The sequence below is a fragment of the Erwinia sp. 2186 genome (assembly GCF_057812255.1).
In genome coordinates this window covers 4068031-4087073 of sequence record NZ_CM173824.1, presented here as the reverse complement: position 1 = coordinate 4087073, position 19043 = coordinate 4068031, and the positions used below count along the sequence as shown (strand labels likewise).

General features: G+C 60.6%; 11 protein-coding genes. 4 read left to right on the top strand and 7 right to left on the bottom strand.

All coding sequences use genetic code 11. The annotated features are described in order from the left end of the window. Positions 1-9: 9 nt before the first annotated feature. From ACXKZG_RS19090 to ACXKZG_RS19075, 4 genes are all read right to left on the bottom strand, one after another. Complete coding sequence (locus ACXKZG_RS19090) at positions 10-720, bottom strand: GntR family transcriptional regulator (protein WP_013200674.1); 711 nt, start codon at positions 718-720, stop codon at positions 10-12. Positions 721-729: 9 nt separating this feature from the next. Then, entirely contained in the window at positions 730-4347 is a 3618-nt protein-coding gene (gene uca / locus ACXKZG_RS19085) for an urea carboxylase (RefSeq protein WP_488875280.1), read from the bottom strand. Then, the gene (gene atzF, locus ACXKZG_RS19080; RefSeq protein ID WP_488875279.1) at positions 4340-6142 is read right to left on the bottom strand and encodes an allophanate hydrolase; all 1803 of its coding nucleotides are present in this window, start codon (positions 6140-6142) and stop codon (positions 4340-4342) included. Before atzF ends, uca begins: the two co-directional genes overlap by 8 nt. Before the next feature lie 161 nt (positions 6143-6303). Next, positions 6304-7191 (bottom strand): LysR family transcriptional regulator, encoded by an 888-nt coding sequence (locus ACXKZG_RS19075; RefSeq protein WP_488875278.1) that lies wholly within the window; start codon positions 7189-7191, stop codon positions 6304-6306. A gap of 131 nt (positions 7192-7322) precedes the next feature. On the opposite strand from ACXKZG_RS19075, the gene ACXKZG_RS19070 reads away from it, so the two are divergent. After that, positions 7323-8048 carry a pirin family protein gene (locus ACXKZG_RS19070; protein WP_013200678.1) on the top strand — a complete coding sequence of 242 codons (726 nt, stop codon included), beginning with the start codon at positions 7323-7325 and terminating at the stop codon, positions 8046-8048. 61 nt (positions 8049-8109) lie between these two features. On the opposite strand, the gene ACXKZG_RS19065 is transcribed toward ACXKZG_RS19070, so the two are convergent. Genes ACXKZG_RS19065 through ACXKZG_RS19055 form a run of 3 tightly spaced genes read right to left on the bottom strand, consistent with a single transcriptional unit; the run spans position 8110 to position 12525 of the window. After that, positions 8110-8931, bottom strand: a complete 822-nt coding sequence (locus tag ACXKZG_RS19065; protein WP_013200679.1) for an alpha/beta fold hydrolase — start codon at positions 8929-8931, stop codon at positions 8110-8112. 45 nt (positions 8932-8976) lie between these two features. Beyond that, positions 8977-10605 (bottom strand): MFS transporter, encoded by a 1629-nt coding sequence (locus ACXKZG_RS19060; protein ID WP_488875277.1) that lies wholly within the window; start codon positions 10603-10605, stop codon positions 8977-8979. A gap of 42 nt (positions 10606-10647) precedes the next feature. Further along, complete coding sequence (locus ACXKZG_RS19055) at positions 10648-12525, bottom strand: amidohydrolase (protein ID WP_488875276.1); 1878 nt, start codon at positions 12523-12525, stop codon at positions 10648-10650. A gap of 266 nt (positions 12526-12791) precedes the next feature. Here ACXKZG_RS19055 and ACXKZG_RS19050 point away from each other — a divergent pair, with 266 nt between their 5' ends. The 3 genes from ACXKZG_RS19050 to ACXKZG_RS19040 all read left to right on the top strand — a co-directional run bounded on the left by ACXKZG_RS19050 (position 12792) and on the right by ACXKZG_RS19040 (position 19029). Continuing rightward, positions 12792-13478, top strand: coding sequence for a hydrolase (locus ACXKZG_RS19050; RefSeq protein WP_013200682.1), 687 nt, complete (start codon positions 12792-12794; stop codon positions 13476-13478). An 83-nt stretch (positions 13479-13561) separates the two neighbouring features. After that, positions 13562-13945, top strand: a complete 384-nt coding sequence (locus tag ACXKZG_RS19045) for a response regulator (RefSeq protein ID WP_013200683.1) — start codon at positions 13562-13564, stop codon at positions 13943-13945. Then, positions 13942-19029 (top strand): AAA family ATPase, encoded by a 5088-nt coding sequence (locus ACXKZG_RS19040; protein WP_488875275.1) that lies wholly within the window; start codon positions 13942-13944, stop codon positions 19027-19029. Before ACXKZG_RS19045 ends, ACXKZG_RS19040 begins: the two co-directional genes overlap by 4 nt. Positions 19030-19043 lie beyond the last annotated feature (14 nt).

Genomic DNA, 19043 nt, shown 5'->3' with positions numbered 1-19043 from the left:
TATTGTTGTTTATGGTGGTGAATCCGGTTGTAGCCTTGCCTGTTGCAGCATATGCAGCGTGATCTTTCTGACCTCCGCCTTACTGACAGCGATATGGTCGGTCAGAATGCGTTGGGCCTCCTCAGCGTGTTGATGTAAAACCGCCTGCAAAATCCGGGCGTGCTCGTGATAGGTCGCCTCAATGCGGTCTTCCCGGGTAAAGTCGAGACGACGAATGATGCGAATTTTTTCGGTCAATTCAGCGTGGATGCGCGCCATTTCGCTGTTGCCAGCGGCGGCCACCATCGCCATATGAAACGCTTCGTCATGCAGGGAAACGGCCTTGCCGTCTTCCAGCCGTGGCGCCTCCACCCAGAACAGGCTTAACGCGCTCAGCAGTTCGCTGGCGCGCGCAGGCGGCATGCTGCACAGGCGGCGCACCGCCTCGCACTCCAGCACAATCCTCAGGTCGTAAAGCTCTTCGAAGTATTCGAAGTCGAACTGGCGAACCTGCCAGCCACTGCGGAAATAGACTTCGACATAGCCTTCACGCTCCAGCCAGAACAGCGCCTGCCGCACCGGCGTGCGGCTGACCTCCATCCGTTCTGCCATTTCGCTTTCGCTGAAGCGGTCACCCGGCATCAGGCGGAAATCGAAAATGTCGTTCTTGATGGTCTGGTAGACCTTTTCCGCCAGCGCTTCCGGTCGGGCCTTACCGCGTTTGGACTGAAGTTCCTGCATCCTGACTCCTTATTCCAGCCACAGCAGGGCATCACCTGGGCTGACGGCACGGCCTGGCTGACAGGCAATGCGTTTAACAATGCCAGCCTGCGGCGCATGAATGGCCAGCTCCATCTTCATTGCTTCAACGATGATCACCGGCTGACCGGCAACCACTTCATCGCCCGGTTTCACCAGCACTTTCCAGATATTGCCGTTCAGATCGGCGCTGACCTGCACGCCGCCATCTTCAACTTCCTCTGGCAGCAGATTTTCATCGCTGGTCAGCGGCGCGCCTTCCTCTTCCTGCGCCCACAGCGCCACTTCGGCGTCGAAGGAGCTGGCCTGTTTGCTGCGGAATTCGGCGATAGACGCGGCATTGTCCTGCAGGAACTGCTGGTGTTCGGCGAAATCAAACACCGTTTCTTCGATGGTCACGGTGGCGCGGCCTTCGCGGAAATCTTCCCGCAGCACATCCAGTTCCGCTTCGGTCACCGGGTAGAAACGCACCTGGTCGAAGAAGTGCAGCAGCCACGGCTCGTTAGCGGCGAACTGTGCGTTTTTCAGGAATTTGTTCCAGATGGGCAGCGTGCGGCCCACCAGCTGATAGCCGCCTGGCGAGTCCATGCCGTAAATGCACATATACATGCCGCCAATGCCCACCGTGCCTTCGGCGGTATGGGTGCGCGCCGGGTTATATTTGGAGCTCAGCAGGCGGTGACGCGGATCGATCGGCACGGCGCACGGCGCCCCGAGATAGACATCGCCCAGCCCGAGGATCAGGTAGCTGGCATCAAAAATGGTGTCGCGGACCTGTTCGCGGCTGCTCAGACCGTTGATGCGCTGAATAAAGTCGACGTTGTTCGGCAACCATGGCGCGGTGGATCGCACCGTTTCCTGGTAACGCTCAACGGCACCCAGCGTGGCGCTGTCCTCAAAGGCCATCGGCATATGCACAATGCGCGAAGGCACTTTCATCTTGCTGACGTCGCCGAGGTTTTTCTCCAGCGTCAGCAGCAAGGTCAGCAGCTGTTTCTGGCTAAGGATGCGGCTGTCATAGCGGATTTGCAGCGAACGCACGCCTGGCGACAGCTCTTCAATGCCCGGCTGGCCGGTCTCGCGCAGGGCGGTCATCAGCAGGTGCACGCGCAGGCGCAATGCCAGATCCAGCACGTTGTCGCCGTACTCCATCAGGATGTAGTTGTCGCCCGCCTGACGATAAACGGCGGTCGGGGTAAAAGCGGTGGCCTTGATGGCGGCCAGCACCGTTGCCGAGCCGTATTCGGTTTCAGCCAGTGATGGCACCGGATAAGCAGGCTGCGAGGTGGCGTGCAGTTTATCGACGCTTTTCGCCTGTGCCTGCTCCAGCGCATGGGCCTCTTCAAAGCTGATGGGATGGAAGCGGATGCGGTCGCCAGGCTTAACCTGACCGACTTTCCACAGCTCGGCTTTGGCGATGGTTACCGGGCAGACGAAACCGCCCAGGCTCGGTCCGTCGCGGGTGAGGATCACCGGGAAGTCGCCGGTAAAGTTCACCGCGCCAATGGCATATTCGCAGTCGTGAACGTTGGAGGGATGAAGACCGGCTTCACCGCCGTTGGCGCGGGTCCAGCTCGGTTTCGGTCCGACCAGACGCACGCCCAGACGGTTGGAGTTGTAGTGCACCTGCCACTCGCTGGCAAAGAATTCGTCGATGGATTCCTGGGTGAAGAAGTCCGGCGCGCCGTGCGGACCGTACAGCACGCCGATGCGCCATTCGTCGCCGTACACCGGCACCAGCGAGGCATCTAACGCCTGCGGCTCGCTGACCGGGGCCGGCGTGGTGCAGGCGGCCAGTTCAGGCTGCGAAATCGCCAGCATATCGGCAACGCGCAGGGTGCGACCGGCATGGCCACCAAACTGGCCCAGGGCGAAGGTGGAGCGGCTGCCAAGGTATTCCGGCACGTCAAAGCCATTGCGCACCGCCAGATAGGTACGGCAACCCATCTGCGCACGACCGAGGGTCAGCGTCTGACCGGCTTTGACGGACACCGGCTGCCAGTAGGCCACCGCGTCGCCATCCAGCGTGGCCGGGCATTCGGCACCGGTGAGGGCAATCAGGGTATCGCTGTGGAAGCGCAGGGTTGGGCCCTGTAGCGTGAACTCCAGGCCCGCCGCTTCTTCGGCGTTGCCGACAATGCGGTTGGCCAGGCGGAAGGCAAAATCATCCATCGGGCCGGACGGCGGCACGCCAATGTCCCAGTAACCCAGGCGGCCTGGGTAGTCCTGAATGCTGCTCCAGGTGCCGGGTTGCATCACTTCAATCACCGGCGAGGCCGGTACAAAGCTGTCGAGCATCCGCGTCCACACCTTGCCGCTGCGGAAGGCCTCGGTGGCGACAATCTGCCGCAGGTAATCCAGGTTGGTGGCAATGCCGTGCAGGCGGGTTTCGCTCAGCGCCTGCTGCATTTTGGCTAACGCCGCCTCGCGGTTCTCCGCATGGACGATCAGTTTGGCAATCATCGGGTCGTAAAACGCTGATACTTCGGTGCCGGTGTTGATCCAGCCGTCGACGCGCACGTCGTCCGGGAAGCAGACTTCGGTCAGCACGCCAGGGCTTGGCTGGAAGTTTTTCAGCGGATCTTCAGCGTAAATACGCACTTCGATCGACGCACCCTGCGGTGCCAGCGTCAGGCGTGGCCAGTCAATTTCCTCTTCGGCGGCGACGCGCAGCATGCATTCAACCAGGTCCAGCCCGGTGACGCTTTCAGTGACCGGATGCTCCACCTGCAGGCGGGTATTGACCTCGAGGAAGAAGAAATCATCCTGTTCAGCATCGTAAATATATTCCACGGTGCCGGCGCTGCGGTAGTTAACCAGTTCGCCCAGTTTGACCGCCGATTCCAGCAGCGCGGCGCGGGTGGCTTCCGGCAGCTGCGGTGCCGGGGTTTCTTCCACCACCTTCTGATTACGGCGTTGCAGTGAGCAGTCGCGTTCACCGAGGGCGATCACCTTGCCTTTGCCATCGCCAAAAATCTGCACTTCCACATGACGGGCGCGGTCGATGCAACGTTCGAGAAACACGCCCGCATCGCTGAAGAACTGTTCGCCCAGGCGACGGACGCTTTCCCAGGCGTTGCTCAGCGCCTCCGCATCCGCACAGCGGGTCAGGCCGATGCCGCCACCGCCGGCGGTGCTTTTTAACATCACCGGATAGCCCACGCGTTCTGCGGCGCTCAGCGCCTCGTCCAGCGAGGCCAGCAGCGGGGTTCCCGGCGTCATCGGCACGCCCGCCGCCGCAGCCAGTTCACGGGCACGGTGCTTGAGGCCGAACTCGCCAATCTGCTGGGCCGTCGGGCCGACAAAGGCGATGCCGGCCTCTTCACAGGCGGCGGCAAACGGCAGGCTTTCTGACAGGAAGCCATAACCGGGCCAGATCGCCTGCGCACCGGTCTCCCTGGCGGCGGCGAGAATTTTGTCGATGCGTAAATAGCTGTCGCTGGCCTTTTCCCCGCCGAGGGCAATGGCGATGTCAGCATCCTTCACGTGCTGCGCATTTTTATCAGCGTCCGAAAACACCGCCACGCTGGTGATGCCGAGGCGTTTCAGAGTGCGGATGGCGCGGCAGGCAATTTCGCCACGGTTAGCGATCAGGACAGTATTAAACATGGGTGGTCTCCTTGCGGGTCAGCCAGTTGCGCCAGCCGCCAAATTCAGTAATGTCCGTCGCCTCTGGCAGCACGGCGGGTTCACAGATAAAGCCTTTCACCAGGCGGCCATCTGCCAGCTCCAGCGTGCCAATCCCCAGCGGAGAGGGGATTTCAGCCACAAATTCACCGAAGCGCGCCAGTGGGATATCCCAGAGTTCCACCACGATCGACGCGCCGTCGCTGCCTTTGGCGAGGCCCGGTTTTGGCGGTGTGGTGTTGGCCAGCGCATACAGGCGATAGCAGGCGGCGGTGAGGGTCTCTTCCACCAGCACCGCATCGCGGCGGGTGAGCTGGTGGTTAAGCGGCATGCCGGTCAGGTGGGCACCGACCACCGCCACGCGCACATGCAGCGGCGAGGCCGGCAGCGCGGCAGGGGTTGCCGGCTGGGCTTTGCCGGTGGCGCCGAGGCTCAATGCCTGGCTGGCCTGCCAGCGCTGGCCGAAGGTCACCAGCGCGCGGTCGTACCAGGCCGGGGCAATCAGGGTGATGCCCGCCGGTAAACCGTCTTCGCGGAACGGGCCGGGCAGCGCCAGCGCCGAGAGATCGGCGAGGTTGGTAAAGTTGGTGTAGGTGCCGAACTGCGAGTTAAAGCGCACCGGCTCCTGCTTCATCTCTTCCAGCGTGTGGATGGTGGGCGAGGTCGGCACCACCAGCGCATCGAACTGGCTGAGGGTTTGCTGGATTTGACGGGTCAGTTCCGCGCGCAGGTATTCGGCCTTAAAGGCATCGGTGGCGCTGTAGTTATTGCCGCTGGCGACGATGCCGTACACCACCGGATCCATCTCTTCCTTGCGTGCCAGCATCTCGCCGACGGCGACGGTGCGTTCAGCCACCCACGGGCCGTAATAGAGCTGTTCCGCCAGCTGGTGGAAGGCCGAGAAGTCGATGGGATGCAGCGTTGCGCCGGTGGCTTTGAGCGCCTCGACGGATTTCTCCCACGCCGCTTCGGCCTGGGCATCGGCAAAGAATTCCAGCGTGGCGGGGATTGCCAGGCGCGGCGCGGCAGGCAGTGAGGCGGGCGCCAGACCCGGATTGCGGCGCGAGTAAGCATCGCTGGCGTCATAACCGCCGGCACAGCTGGCGGCGAGGAACGCATCTTCCACCGTCAGCGCGAAGATCGAAATGGTGTCGTTCAGGCGACAGGCGGGCACCACGCCGGTCGCGGATAACCAGCCTTTGGTCGGCTTGAGGCCAACGATATTATTAAAGCCCGCCGGTACGCGGCCGGAGCCGGCGGTATCGGTGCCCAGCGCAAAGCCCACCAGACCGCGCGCGGTGACCGACGCCGAACCGGAACTTGAGCCGCCGCTGACATACGCCGGGTTGAAGGTATTGCAGACCGCACCAAACGGCGAGCGGGTGCCGACCAGGCCGGTGGCATACTGATCGAGGTTGGTTTTGCCAATCACCACCGCACCGGCGGCTTTCAGATTGGCCACGGCGGTGGCATCCGCTGCCGCGTCATAAGCAAATGCCGGGCAGGCGGCGGTGGTCGGCCAGCCTGCCACGTCGATATTGTCCTTCACCGCGAACGGCACCCCAAACAGTGGCAGCGACGTCGGGTCCTGTTGCCAGGCGGTCAGCAGCGGTTCAACCTGTGCGCGGATCTGCGCCGGCGTCGCCAGATACAGCCAGGCGTTATCCCCGGTGGATAATTCGTCCAACAGGCCGGTCAGCGTGTCGAGAACGGCGTCAGGATGCTGCTGATAGTGATGCTGCCAGTCGCTAAGGGTGAATCCGGTGGTCAGGGCCATAAGTTGAATTCCATCTGGTATACAAGATTGAATTCAATTGAGCAAAACGCGTGCCAATCAGTAACAGGTTGAATTTGATGCGTTTTTGAAACCCGACCCGTCAGCGGTGCACGCTGGACGAGCAGGGAGTGAGCAAAAACAGGGCAGGGAGTACGCGGGGATCAGGGGTTTGGCTGACTCAGCCTTTCCTGCAGGAACGCGAGGAACTGGCGGTTAATTTCGCTTCGCTGGCGATGCTGGGGGAAGACCGCATTCAGGCTCAGCGGTGAGGGGATACAGTCATCCAGCACCCGGACCAGCTCGCCACGCGCCAGCGCACCGCCGACGATAAATTCCGGCAGCAGCACCAGCCCCAGCCCGGCCACGGCGGCATCCAGCAACACCTCACCGTTATTGCTCTGCACCGGACCGCTGACCGCCATGATCTTGCGCTTCCCGTCCACCTTCAGCTCCCAGCCCGTTTGCCCTTCGCGGCCATAGCGCAGGCAGGCATGTTGCAGCAAATCGTCCGGCTTTTCCGGTTGTGGCAGTCGCTGCAGGTAGGCAGGGCTGGCACAGATCACCCTTGGCAACTCGCCAAGCTTGCGGGCCACCAGCGTGGAATCCGCCAGCGTGCCGATGCGGATCGCCATGTCGAACCCTTCGCCAATCACATCGACATAGCGATCGGCCAGTTCGATCTGGAAATTAACCGCCGGATGGCGCGACAGAAATTCGGCAATCAGCGGAGAGAGGTGACTCATGCCGTAGGACATCGGCATGCTGATGCGAAAGGCACCGTGCAGCGCCTGATGGCGCTCGGACACCGCCTGCTGGGCTTCCTCGATATCTTCCAGGATGCGCTGCGCGTGTTGAGCAAAGGTGTGGCCGGTATCGGTGACCGACAGCTTACGGGTGTTGCGGATCAACAGCCTGGCACCCAGCGAGTCCTCCAGCGCCGCCATCCGGCGGCTGACGTACTGTTTGGAGAGCATCAGCTGCTCGGCGGCGGCGGTAAAACTGCCGGAGGCGATCACCACCAGATAAATCCTCAGATCGTCAATCTGCATATTGTCCACTTATTTGTGACAGTGATTGCCTTTACAGGCCATTGTTGAGCAAATGAGTTTACTTGTAATCTGGGTTCATCGGAAGGGCAACCGCTCTCCAGAAACCTACACTGAGATTACCGGAGCAGATCATGATCGAACAAAGACTGTCAGAACAACGCGGAGTGGGCGACCACGGTTGGTTGAACTCGCATCATACTTTTTCGTTTGCTAACTACTGGGATCCAAAACAGGTGGGCTTCTCGGATCTGCTGGTGATCAATGACGACCGGGTGGCCAAAGCCCGCGGATTTGGTGCCCATCCGCACAGCAATATGGAGATTATTTCCTATGTGCTGGAAGGTTCGCTGGAGCATAAAGATTCAATGGGTACCGGCTCGGTGATTGTCCCTGGCGATGTGCAGTTGATGAGTGCCGGTAGCGGCGTCACGCACAGCGAGTTTAACCACTCGGCAACTGAAGGCGTGCATTTCCTGCAAATCTGGATTGTGCCGGCAGAGAAAAATACCCCGCCGGGCTACCAGCAGGTGTCGGTCAGTGACGCTGAGAAACGCGGCAATTTGCGGCTGATTGTTTCCCCGGATGGCGAAGATAACGCGCTGACCGTGCGCCAGGACATGAGGATTTACGCCGGTCTGTTTAACGGTGACGAGCAGCAAACCTTCACCCTGAATGCCGATCGCTATGCCTATATTCAGCTGGCACGCGGCAGCCTGACGGTAAACGGCATTCGCTTTAAAGCCGGTGATGGTGCCCGGGTGCGTAATGAAACCACGCTGACCTTCAGTGACGGTGATGACGCGGAAGTGTTGTTATTCGACCTGCGGCCGGTGGAAGTGAATCACCAGACGCGTTAATTCGACGTGAAAAAACAACGGCCACCCGTAAGGTGGCCGTTTTTCGTGCTGGCGCGCAAAATTAATGGCTTTGCAGGAAGGCCAGCAAATCTTCGTTAAGCCGATCCTGATGGGTGACGGCAAAACCGTGCGGCGCATTGTCATACACTTTCAGCTCGGCACCGGGGATCATCGCCGCAGCGACTTTGCCGGTGGTCTCGAACGGCACCACCTGATCGTTACTGCCGTGGATCACCAGCGTTGGCACGGTAATTTTCTGCACATCGCCGCGGAAATCCGTTTCTGAGAAGGCGGTAACGCAGTCGATGGTGCCTTTCAGCGACGCCAGCAGCGCAATGTTCAGGGTCTGCGTCAGTGCGCCCGCGGAGACGGTCTGCCCGGCGTTAGTGCCGTAGAAAGGCACGGCAAAATCACTGATAAACTGCGCGCGATCCTGACGCAGGCCCGCTTTGATGCCGCTGAATACCGACAGATCCACCCCTTCAGGATAGTCATCGGCCTTGCCAAAGATCGGCGTCACCGCGCCCAGCAGCACCAGCCCGGCAATGCGATCGCTGCCGTAAGTGCCGAGATAACGCGCCACGTCGCCGCCGCCCATCGAGAAGCCCACCAGCGTCACGTCGCTCAGATCAAGCTGCACGATCAGTTCGTTGATATCAGAGGCAAAGGTATCGTAATCGTAGCCGGTCCACGGCTGATCGGAGCGGCCAAAGCCACGGCGATCGAAGGCAATGCCACGGTAGCCTCGTTCCGCCAGGAAGTTCATCTGGCTGTCCCACATATCCGCATCCAACGGCCAGCCATGACTGAACAGCACCGGTTTGCCGGTGCCCCAGTCTTTGTAATAGATCGCTGTACCGTCGGAGGTTTTAATCGTGCTCATGGTGTTTATCCTGTCGTTGAGTGAAACGGTGATAACGGGCCCCGGTCAGACCGGAGCGACCAGATAGCGAACTTCAGGCTGGCTGTCTCCCTGATGGAAGGCCAGCACCCGGTTTTGAATTTTGCTGTCGTTAATGGTGTAACGTTCCTTTTGCCGCAGGTGCTCCATCCAGGAGCCGACGACAAAGGTTTCGACAAAAATACCGGGGCGCAAAATGTCTTCGTACAGACACCAGTTGATCGCACCGCCGCGCCGTCTTACCCGGCGCATCTCCTGAATACAGACCGTGAAGCTGTGGGCTTCGTCGCTGGCGATCAGGTATTCATAGCTGACCATCACCGGCCCGCGATCGTGACGGACATCGGGCAGGGTGCCGTTTTCATCGCGGGCGATGCTGTCGAGATTCAGATCGGGGTCCTGATCCAGCCGCCAGCGCAACACGGTGGCGCTGGCGATGATCATCCCGGCGGTGGCAATCCACAGCGAGGCCGGAATGCCATAGTGGGACGCCAGCTGCCCCCAGATGGCGCTGCCGGCGGTCATTGATCCAAAGAACACCGTCAGGTACACCGCCAGCGCGCGGGCTTTTACCCATCTGGCGGCGCTGCGCTGTGCGCCAAGATTGAGGGTAGACAGCACCGCAATCCAGGCAAAACCGGTGAAGAATTCAAAGGCGTTCAGCAGCCAGAAATGACGCACCCAGGCCAGCGCCAGCATAGTGAGGGCAAACATCAGGCTGGCCAGTACCATCAGCCGGTCGGCACTGAAACGTTTGCGCATCCACGGCAGGAGCAGCGCGCCGCAAATCGCCCCGACGCCAATAAACGCCAGCATGATGCCGTAACCGCCAGGCCCCAGCCCCAGCTCACGGCGGGCGACCAGCGGCAGCAATGCCCAGCCCGCGCTGCCGAAAACAAAGAAGGCGACGGTGCGCACCAGCACATTACGCAAAACCGGCGCGGCATGGACGTAACGCAGACCGGCGCGGACCGCAGAGAAAAAATGCTCGGGCGGCAGGCGCTGCACGGTTGGCTCGGCTTTCCAGCGATACAGCACCAGCGCGACCCCCAGCACCGACAGCGCATTGAGCATAAACACCATCCACGGGCCCACGAAGGAGAGGATCAACCCGCCCAGCGCCGGGCCGATGGCGCGACTGATATTGATACCGAGGGAGTTAAGGGCAATGGCAGGACCCAGCGACGGCTTGTCGACCAGATCCGGCACGATGGCCTGAAACGGCGGCGAGCTCATTGCCGCACCGGCGCTGAGGAAGAACGCCGCCACCAGCAGCACCAGCGGCGTGACGTGGCCGGTAAACGACAGCACCGTCAGGATCGCCGCGGCAATAAAGACCCACAGTTGCGAAAACAGCAGGTATTTTCGCCGATCGACGATATCGGCCAGCACCCCCGACGGCAGCGCAAACAGGAACATTGGCAGGCTGCTGGCCGCCTGCACCATTGCCACCGACAGCGGATCGGCACTCAGGGTCAGCATCGTCCAGTTCACCCCCACATCGTTCATCCATGAACCGATGTTGGAGACGACGGTGGCCAGCCACAGCATGCGGAACACCGGCAGCCGTAAAGGCTGCCAGGGCGAAACGCTCACCGCCGGCAGGTCTTCAGGCAGCGGCGTGCTGGCACTGTGAATATCATTTACCTGCGCCATGCGGGTACCTCAGACGGTGGAGTCGTGGCGTTATTCATCGGCTCAGAACGCAAAGCAGCTGCAACCCAGCGCGCCCCAGAAAGCGGTATCTTCGGACACCGGCACGTTAGCGCCGCGCGCCGCATCGTGCTGATGGCTGTGAACGCCGCACGGGCCGCTGCAATGGTGCACCGACGGCATCATTCCCACCCGGGAGGCGGCCTGCGGTGGTGCGCTGCGATAATGGCCCGGCACCTTCACCACCGGCGACCAGTCGGGCAGCACCGGAATCGACGGCGGTGCCTCGGCACCAAAGGTCCCGGCGGCGTAGACCACGTTGCCATCGACCACGGTTAACACCGATTCAATCCCTTTGATCTCATCTTCCGGCACGCTGAAGAAGTCTTTGCTCAGCACCGCCATATCGGCCAGCTGTCCGACCTTGATCTGGCCTTTTTTCCCCTGCTCGCTGGAGAACCAGGCACTGCCCTGGGTCCACAGCATCAGCGCGGTTTCGCGATCCAGACGCGCGCTGGCCTCATACATTTGCATTCCGCCGACGGTGCGCCCGGAGACCAGCCAGTACAGCGCGGTCCACGGGTTGTAGCTGGCGACGCGGGTGGCGTCGGTGCCGAGACCCACCGGCACCTCAGTGTCGAGCATGCGCGCCACGGGCGGCGTGTGGCGGGTGGCTTCAATGCCGTAGCGCTCGGCAAAGTATTCCCCCTGGAACGCCATGCGGTGCTGCACCGCGATCCCACCGCCCAATTCCTTGATGCGGTCGATATTCTTCTGGGTGACGGTTTCCGCATGGTCAAAGAACCAGTGCAGGCCGTTGAACGGAATGTCGCGGTTCACTTTCTCAAACACGTCCAGCATGCGGCTGATGGATTCGTCATAGGTGGCATGCAGGCGGAACGGCCAGCGATGCTCGACCAGATGGCGCACCACGCGTTCCAGCTCGTCTTCCATGCCGGGCGCTAAATCCGGTCGCGGCTCCAGAAAATCTTCAAAGTCTGCCGCCGAGAACACCAGCATTTCGCCGGCGCCGTTATGGCGGAAGTAGTCGCTGCCCTGGCCGGGTGACAGCATGTCGGTCCACTTTTCAAAGTCCTCGAGTTCATGGCCCGGTCGCTGGGTAAACAGGTTGTAGGCGATGCGCAGCGTCATCTGCTTTTTCTCGTGCAGCTCGGCGATCACCTGGTAGTCTTCGGGGTAATTCTGGAAGCCGCCGCCGGCGTCGATGGCGCTGGTCAGGCCAAGGCGGTTGAGTTCGCGCATAAACTGACGCGTCGAGTTGACCTGCTGTTCCAGCGGCAGCGTCGGCCCTTTTGCCAGCGTGGCATAGAGGATCATCGCATTTGGCCGCGCAATCAGCATGCCGGTCGGGTTGCCGTTGCCGTCACGCTGGATTTCGCCGCCCGGTGGATTCGGCGTGTCTTTGGTGTAGCCGACCACGTTCAGCGCAGCGCGGTTGAGCAGGGCGCGATCGTAAAGGTGCAGGACAAACACCGGCGTGTCGGGCGCGGCTTCATTGATTTCGTCCAGCGTCGGCATCCGACGCTCGGCAAACTGGAATTCGGTCCAGCCTCCCACTACCCGCACCCACTGCGGAGACGGGGTGCGCAGCGCCTGCTCCTTCAGCATCCGCAGCGCATCGGCTAATGAAGGCACCCCTTCCCAGCGTAACTCCAGGTTGTAATTCAGGCCGCCACGGATCAAATGCAGGTGGGAGTCATTCAGGCCGGGCACCGCCGTGTGGCCTTTAAGGTCGATCACTTTGGTGGCGTCATCGTGGTACTGCATGACCTCGGCCACCGTGCCCACCTGCAAAAATTTACCCTGTGAAATCGCGACGGCTTCCGCAAAGGGCTGTTGACGATCAACGGTGTGGAACTTGCCGTTGGTGAAAATAAGATCGGCTTTAGCGGGCGTGACCATGGATCCTCCTGACGTGAGATGTCCGCACCGCCCGGCGCAGGCGGCAGTACGGAAAAGGGGAGCTGGGTGCCGGACAACAGGGCACCAACGTTGAAGAAGTATGGTGAGGAGTTTGGCCGATCGTCTAGTTATACGAAGGGATAACTATACGTCCGTATAGTTATACGCAGAGATAATAGTGACGGTGAATTAATCGCCTTAGACTGCGGGCTGACAGTGATTTTTCGCTAGCTTAATTCGCTTTTCAACCTCAATGGGTGACCACAATGACTAACGCTAAACTTGAAGTTTTGACGCCTCATAACAGCCAGATGATTTTCATCGACCAGCAGCCGCAGATGGCCTTTGGCGTCCAGTCAATTGACCGTCAGGTGCTGAAAAACAATACCGTGGCGCTGGCGAAAGCGGCAAAAGTCTTCAACATTCCCACCATTATCACCACGGTGGAAACCGAGAGCTTCTCCGGCCATACCTATCCCGAGCTGCTGGACGTGTTCCCAGGCCTGGATATCCTCGAACGCACCTCAATGAACTCATGGGATGACCAGAAAGTGCGTGATGCGCTGGCCGCCAACGGTAAAAAGAAGGTGGTGGTTTCCGGCCTGTGGACCGAAGTGTGCAACAACAGTTTTGCCCTCTGCGCGATGCTGGAAGGGGACTATGAGATTTATATGGTGGCCGATGCGTCCGGTGGCACCACCAAAGAAGCGCACGACTTTGCCATGCAGCGCATGATCCAGGCGGGCGTGGTGCCGGTCACCTGGCAGCAGGTGATGCTGGAGTGGCAGCGTGACTGGGCGCATCGCGATACCTATGACGCGGTGATGAACATTGCTAAAGAGCATTCGGGTGCTTACGGCATCGGCGTGGATTACGCCTATACCATGGTGCACAAAGCCCCTTCCCGTCAGAAGAGTGAGCACCGCACGCTGGCACCGGTGCCTGCGCGCTGATCCGGGTCGACGCTCCCGGACCGGGATAAAACGCCCTGAGCCGCTTTCCCTGACTCGCCCGCGCCATGTAAAAGGATATCCGGATGCGTTCACGGCCCATTGTTATTGTGGATGACGAACCCTCGGTCCGCAGTGGGCTGAGTAACTTATTGCAATCAGAAGGTTACTGCACGCTGGCCTTTGAGTCGGCAGAGGCTCTGCTGGCGGATCGCATCGCGCTGCGCGAGGCGGCGCTGTTTATCATTGATGTGCGGCTGCAGGGGATGAGTGGCGTTGAGCTGTTCAGCGAGCTGAGCCATCGGCTGAAGGCACCGCCTGCCATTCTTATCTCGGGCGACGGGGACGAGAACATGCTGTGGGTGGCGATTGAGTTGGGCGCGCTTGCTTTTTTGCCCAAACCCATCGAGATTGATACGTTGTTCACTCACATCCGCCAGCTGTTATCGCCAGGAGAAGCGCCGTCATGAGCCTGTCACCCGCCGCACTGCAGTTGGTCGGCGAAGAGGGATTTTCGCTGCCGGAAGATCTGACCCTCAGTCCGCTGGCACAGGAAAGTCAGCGGGCCTGGTATCTCTGCCGCAGTACGGCCGACAGCTTTATTATTGCCACCGCCGCCAGCGAAGACGCCACCTTTCAGGTGACGCCACTGCTGAAAAATGAGTACGCGCTGCGTGAGCAACTTAGCGAACGCTGGGCGATCCGGCCGCTGGCACAAAGCCATTTCCATGGTCGTTACGCGCTGATTTATGACCTCTTTTCCCATCGCACGCTGGCAGACTTTCTTAGCCTGACGCCGCAAACGCTGGCCGACTTCCTCACCAGCGCCATCCGGCTTTGTGCGCCGTTAAGCCAGATGCATCAGCAGGGGCTGGTTCACGGCGACATCAAGCCCGCCAACTTCTTTCTCACCGAAGACGGCGCGTTTCGGTTAGGCGGATTCGGACTGGCCTCGCTGACGTCAACGGCGCCGTTACCGCCGGGATTACCCGCATCCGGCGGCACGCTGGCGTATATGTCGCCAGAGCATACCCGCCGCACCGCGCAGCAGGTGACGCCGTTAAGCGATCTCTACAGCTTCGGCATGGTGCTGTACGCGCTGCTGACCGGGAAGCTGCCTTTCGGCAACGCCGACGGCGGCCATGCCGAATGGGTTCATCATCATGTCGCCTCCGAGCCGCATCCGCCGCACCTGATGCGCAGCGATGTCCCGCCGGTGCTGTCTGCCATCCTCTTGAAGCTGCTGGAAAAATCCCCGCAGCAGCGTTATCAGACGGTGGAGGGGCTGCAGGCCGATCTGCAGCGCTGCCTGGCGACTCTGACGCCCGACGGCCAGATTGCGCCTTTTACCCCAGGCTTGCAGGATACCCAGCGCAACGGGTTTGCCTGCGGAACCCTCAATAACGAACACCCTCAGACTGACCAGCTGCTGGCGCAGTTCGATGAAGTGATGCACAGCGGCCGATCCGCGCTGACGGCGATCGTGGGTGCAGCGGGCAGCGGAAAGTCCGCGCTGCTGGCCTCCGGCGTGAAAAAATTACAGCAAAAGCCGCTGCTGTTAACGGTGGTGACAGCCGATCGCTACGCGCCGCGGCGGCCTTATGCGGTCTTTACCGCCGCGTTTCGGATGGTGGTGCTGAATCTGCTGGGACTGTCGGCGGAAGAGGTTGCCCGCTGGCGATCGCACCTGGTCCGGCTGCTGGGCGATTATGTCGGGCTGGCGATCGATTTTGTGCCTGAACTTGGGGTGTTGTTGCAACAGAAGGCGCAAGCGCCTGACGATGTCGAGTCGCCCGATGCCCGACACCGTTTTACCCATATGGTATGTCGCCTGGTCAACGCTTTCGCCCGGCCGGGCAGGCCGCTGGTGATGCTGATCGACGACATTCACTGGGTCGATCGGGCCAGCCTGCAACTGCTGCAAAACCTGCTGGAAATGAGTGAAGATGCGCCGTTGATGCTGGTGATTGCCCATCACGATCTGGCTTCGCTGCCCAGTGCGCAGATCGGCCAGCAGCTGACGGCGCTTCAGCGCTCGGCGAGCCGATCGGTGGAGATCGTTCCTCAGCCCCTGTCGGTAAACGCTGTTGCGCTGTGGCTGGCGGACATCTTCCATGACCGTGCGGCGGCGACAGAGGAACTGGCGCAGCTGATCCACGAGAAAACCGCCGGTAATCCGCTCGCTACACAGGCGTTTTTCCGTCAGGCGGTGCAGGATGGCCTCATCCACCACGGCCGCACGCCGCAGAAATGGGGTTACGATCGACAAGGCCTGCGCGCCTGCCGGTACAGGGAACATGCCGCCCCTGTGTTAGCGCCGCTGGAATCGGTGTCGGTTACCCGCCGGACGCTGCTGGAAGAGACCGAGTGGGCGTTTCTACAGGGCAATCTTGCCGTGGCGCGCGCGCATTGCGAGCAGTTGCTGGCAGCGCCGGGCAACATCACCGATAAAGCGATCGCCGCCTGTTGGCTGGCGGAAATACATATGCGCCAGTCTGACAACAGCCTGGCGCTGGAAACCGCCATTGGCTGGCTGGCGGTATTTGGCATCCAGCTGAACCGCCATCCCGACAAGGCCGAATGTGATGCCGCGAGGATTTTGCTGAAGGCGGATGTCGGCATCAATCCTTACACCCGCTTCCGCTCGCTGCCGCTGATGGCCAGCCGTGAGAGCCAGGCGATCATCAACCTGATGGCCAGCGCCAGCATGTTTGCGGCGTTTTGCAATCCACGACTGCACTTTATGATCGTCTGCAAAATGCTGCACCTGACCCTGGAGCAGGGGATCAGCGGGGCCTCGACCTTTGCGCTGTCCTGGTATGGCGTGCTGTGCGGCAGCCATTACGACGAGTACAGCCGCGGCTATGCCAGTGCGCTGCTGGCGCGGGAGCTGGTTTATCACCACGATTTTACCCGCTATAAGGCCCGCACCCTGATGCCGCTGGATCAGGTCAGCGTCTGGACCATGCCATTGGCCTATGCCATCGAGCGCGCAAAGGAAACCTTCAACGTGGCGGTGGCCAATGGCGATCGCACCTCTGCCTGTCTGGCGTTACGCCATCAAACCATGAACTACCTGGCGCGAGGCGATCACCTGGAAGGCGTGCTGACCACCATTGAACGCGGCCTGGCCTATGTGCGCAAGGCGCAGTATCAGGATGTGGAATGCGTGCTGCAGATGCAGCGCGACTTCGTGTTGTTCCTGCGTGATGGCTCGCGAAGCGAGATGTCAGGCGAGCATTTTGTCGCGGGCGGACTGCGACTGGCCGGCAGCGGTATCGCTACGCAGCCGTTGTTTTTGATGCAGTTCTGGCACTGGCTTTACCGCGGTATGGCGCATTTTTTCTCGGGCGAATACCGTCATGCGGAACGTTGCCTGGCACAGGCGGCGCGCTTTACCGATTCAATCCCCGGGCACATTCATATGCTCGACTTTCATCTTTACAGCGCGCTGTCGCTGACCCTGCAGCTGGAACCGGCGACCTTCACTGCCGATAAGCAGCAACAGGTGGCGGCGCACTTTGAAAAAATCGCCACCTGGGCCACCGAAAATGCCAAAACGTTTGCCGATAAACAGGCATTGCTGCGGGCCGAAATCTTGCGGCTGGAAGGTCATCACAGTGCCGCCGCTGAGCATTATGAACAGGCCATCGCCTTATCCCGCAGCGGCCAGTTTGAGCACATTAACGGCGTGGCGCATGAGCTGGCCGCCCGCTTTGCCAGCGCGCGCGGATTATCGGTGGCGGCAGAAGCTTACCTGAAGGGCGCGATCAAGGCCTGGCAACGCTGGGGAGCCGACGCCAAAGTCCGGCAGCTGGGATCCCGCCATGCTTATCTGGCACCGGCCGCCCAGCATTCGCCTTTCAATACCGTCAGCTTCGATCAGAATGAAGCGGTCAGCGATCTGCAGAGTGTGATCGCCGCGATGCGCGCGCTGACCGAAGAGATCAACCTGGATCGCCTGATCAATACCCTGATGATGATGTTACTGGAGCGGGCTGGTGCGCAGCGGTGCCTGCTGATCCGCTTACTGGAAGGGCAGGTTCCCGAAATCGAAGCGATGGCCACCGCCACGGCCGATGGCACCCGGGTGAAAATTTTACAGGTCACCCCGACCTCAACGGATTTGCCGCTGTCGGTTTTATCGGCGGTGATCCGCACCGGCCAGGAGATCCGCACCGGTAAACCGGAGGTGTTCAGCCCGTTCAGCCAGGATCCCTATCTGGTAGCGTCTGGCGCGGCGGTGATGTGCGTACCGATGTTTAAGCAGGCGCGGATGGTCGGCGTGCTGTACCTGGAAAACAGGCTGATGCCGGAGGTGTTTACCGCGGAACACTCCAGAATTGTGGCGATTTTGGGCGCGCAGGCGGCGATTTCACTGGAAACCACCCGGCTCTACAGTGAGCTAGTGGAAGAGAACATTCAGCGACGCCGCGTCGAGAAACAGCTGCGATCCAGCCAGACCTCGCTGATGCTCGGGGAGAAGATCAGCCATACCGGCACCTGGCACTGGTATCTGGAGCAGGACATGATGGAGATTTCGGATGAATACCGGCTGATCCTCGGGCTGCCTGAACAGCAAAAGAGCCTGTCGATGGCCAACTTTTTAACCCGCGTCCATCCTGACGATCGCCAGTGTATCAGCGAGCTGGTGAGCGACAGCGTGGGTAACGGCATCATCATGCAGGCGGAGTTTCGCGTGCTCAGGCCGAATGGCGAGTGTCGCTATATCAAAGGGATTGGCGAGCCGGTCGACAGCGGCGCGGAGGTGAAAGAGTATTTCGGCACCATCAGCGATATCACCGCGCAGCGGCTGTCGGAAGATGCTGCGCGCATGGCGCAGGCCGATCTCGCCAGGGTTTCACGCGCCACCACCGTCGGGCAGCTGACCTCCTCCATCGCTCATGAAATCAACCAGCCGCTGATGTCGATTGTGGCGAATGCGGGTGCCAGCCTGCGCTGGCTTAAACGTGACCCCATCCACCTCGAAAATGCCTGTTCCAGCCTGCAGGAGATCATCAACGAAGGGAAACGGGCGGGCGATATTATCCGTGGCCTGCAATCGCTGACCCGCAATCATGCCGCTGAATTTGGCCGGGCGAATCTGCACCTGATTGCCCGCGATATCCTGTCGCTGTCCCGGATGGAGCTGGAAAGGCGCTGGATCGGCCTTGAGCTTAAGCTGCGCGCCAGCAATGACGCAGTGTACTGTGACCGCGTACAGATCCAGCAGCTGTTGTTAAATCTGGTGCTGAATGCCATCGAAGCGATGGATGAAACCCAGCAGCGGGCGCATCTGCTGACGCTGTCGTCGTCCAATCCAACGCCTGCGCTGATCCGCTTTGAGGTGTCCGATACCGGCACCGGCCTGCCTGAACCGGTGATCAAACGCATCTTTGACTCGTTCTACACCACCAAGAAAGAGGGCATGGGCATGGGACTGACCATCAGTGATGAGATCATTAAAAAGCATCGGGGCGAGTTGCGGGCTGAAAATCGGGAAGGCGGCGGCAGTATGTTCTGGTTTACGCTGCCGACTGAACCGCAGGCGTAGGGGATAAGCCGGGG

What these genes read in the sequence shown, in the direction of transcription:
- ACXKZG_RS19090 (WP_013200674.1), bottom strand. Translation starts at nt 720, where the DNA reads ATGCAGGAACTTCAGTCCAAACGCGGTAAGGCCCGACCGGAAGCGCTG.
- uca (WP_488875280.1), bottom strand. Translation starts at nt 4,347, where the DNA reads ATGTTTAATACTGTCCTGATCGCTAACCGTGGCGAAATTGCCTGCCGC.
- atzF (WP_488875279.1), bottom strand. Translation starts at nt 6,142, where the DNA reads ATGGCCCTGACCACCGGATTCACCCTTAGCGACTGGCAGCATCACTAT.
- ACXKZG_RS19075 (WP_488875278.1), bottom strand. Translation starts at nt 7,191, where the DNA reads ATGCAGATTGACGATCTGAGGATTTATCTGGTGGTGATCGCCTCCGGC.
- ACXKZG_RS19070 (WP_013200678.1), top strand. Translation starts at nt 7,323, where the DNA reads ATGATCGAACAAAGACTGTCAGAACAACGCGGAGTGGGCGACCACGGT.
- ACXKZG_RS19065 (WP_013200679.1), bottom strand. Translation starts at nt 8,931, where the DNA reads ATGAGCACGATTAAAACCTCCGACGGTACAGCGATCTATTACAAAGAC.
- ACXKZG_RS19060 (WP_488875277.1), bottom strand. Translation starts at nt 10,605, where the DNA reads ATGGCGCAGGTAAATGATATTCACAGTGCCAGCACGCCGCTGCCTGAA.
- ACXKZG_RS19055 (WP_488875276.1), bottom strand. Translation starts at nt 12,525, where the DNA reads ATGGTCACGCCCGCTAAAGCCGATCTTATTTTCACCAACGGCAAGTTC.
- ACXKZG_RS19050 (WP_013200682.1), top strand. Translation starts at nt 12,792, where the DNA reads ATGACTAACGCTAAACTTGAAGTTTTGACGCCTCATAACAGCCAGATG.
- ACXKZG_RS19045 (WP_013200683.1), top strand. Translation starts at nt 13,562, where the DNA reads ATGCGTTCACGGCCCATTGTTATTGTGGATGACGAACCCTCGGTCCGC.
- ACXKZG_RS19040 (WP_488875275.1), top strand. Translation starts at nt 13,942, where the DNA reads ATGAGCCTGTCACCCGCCGCACTGCAGTTGGTCGGCGAAGAGGGATTT.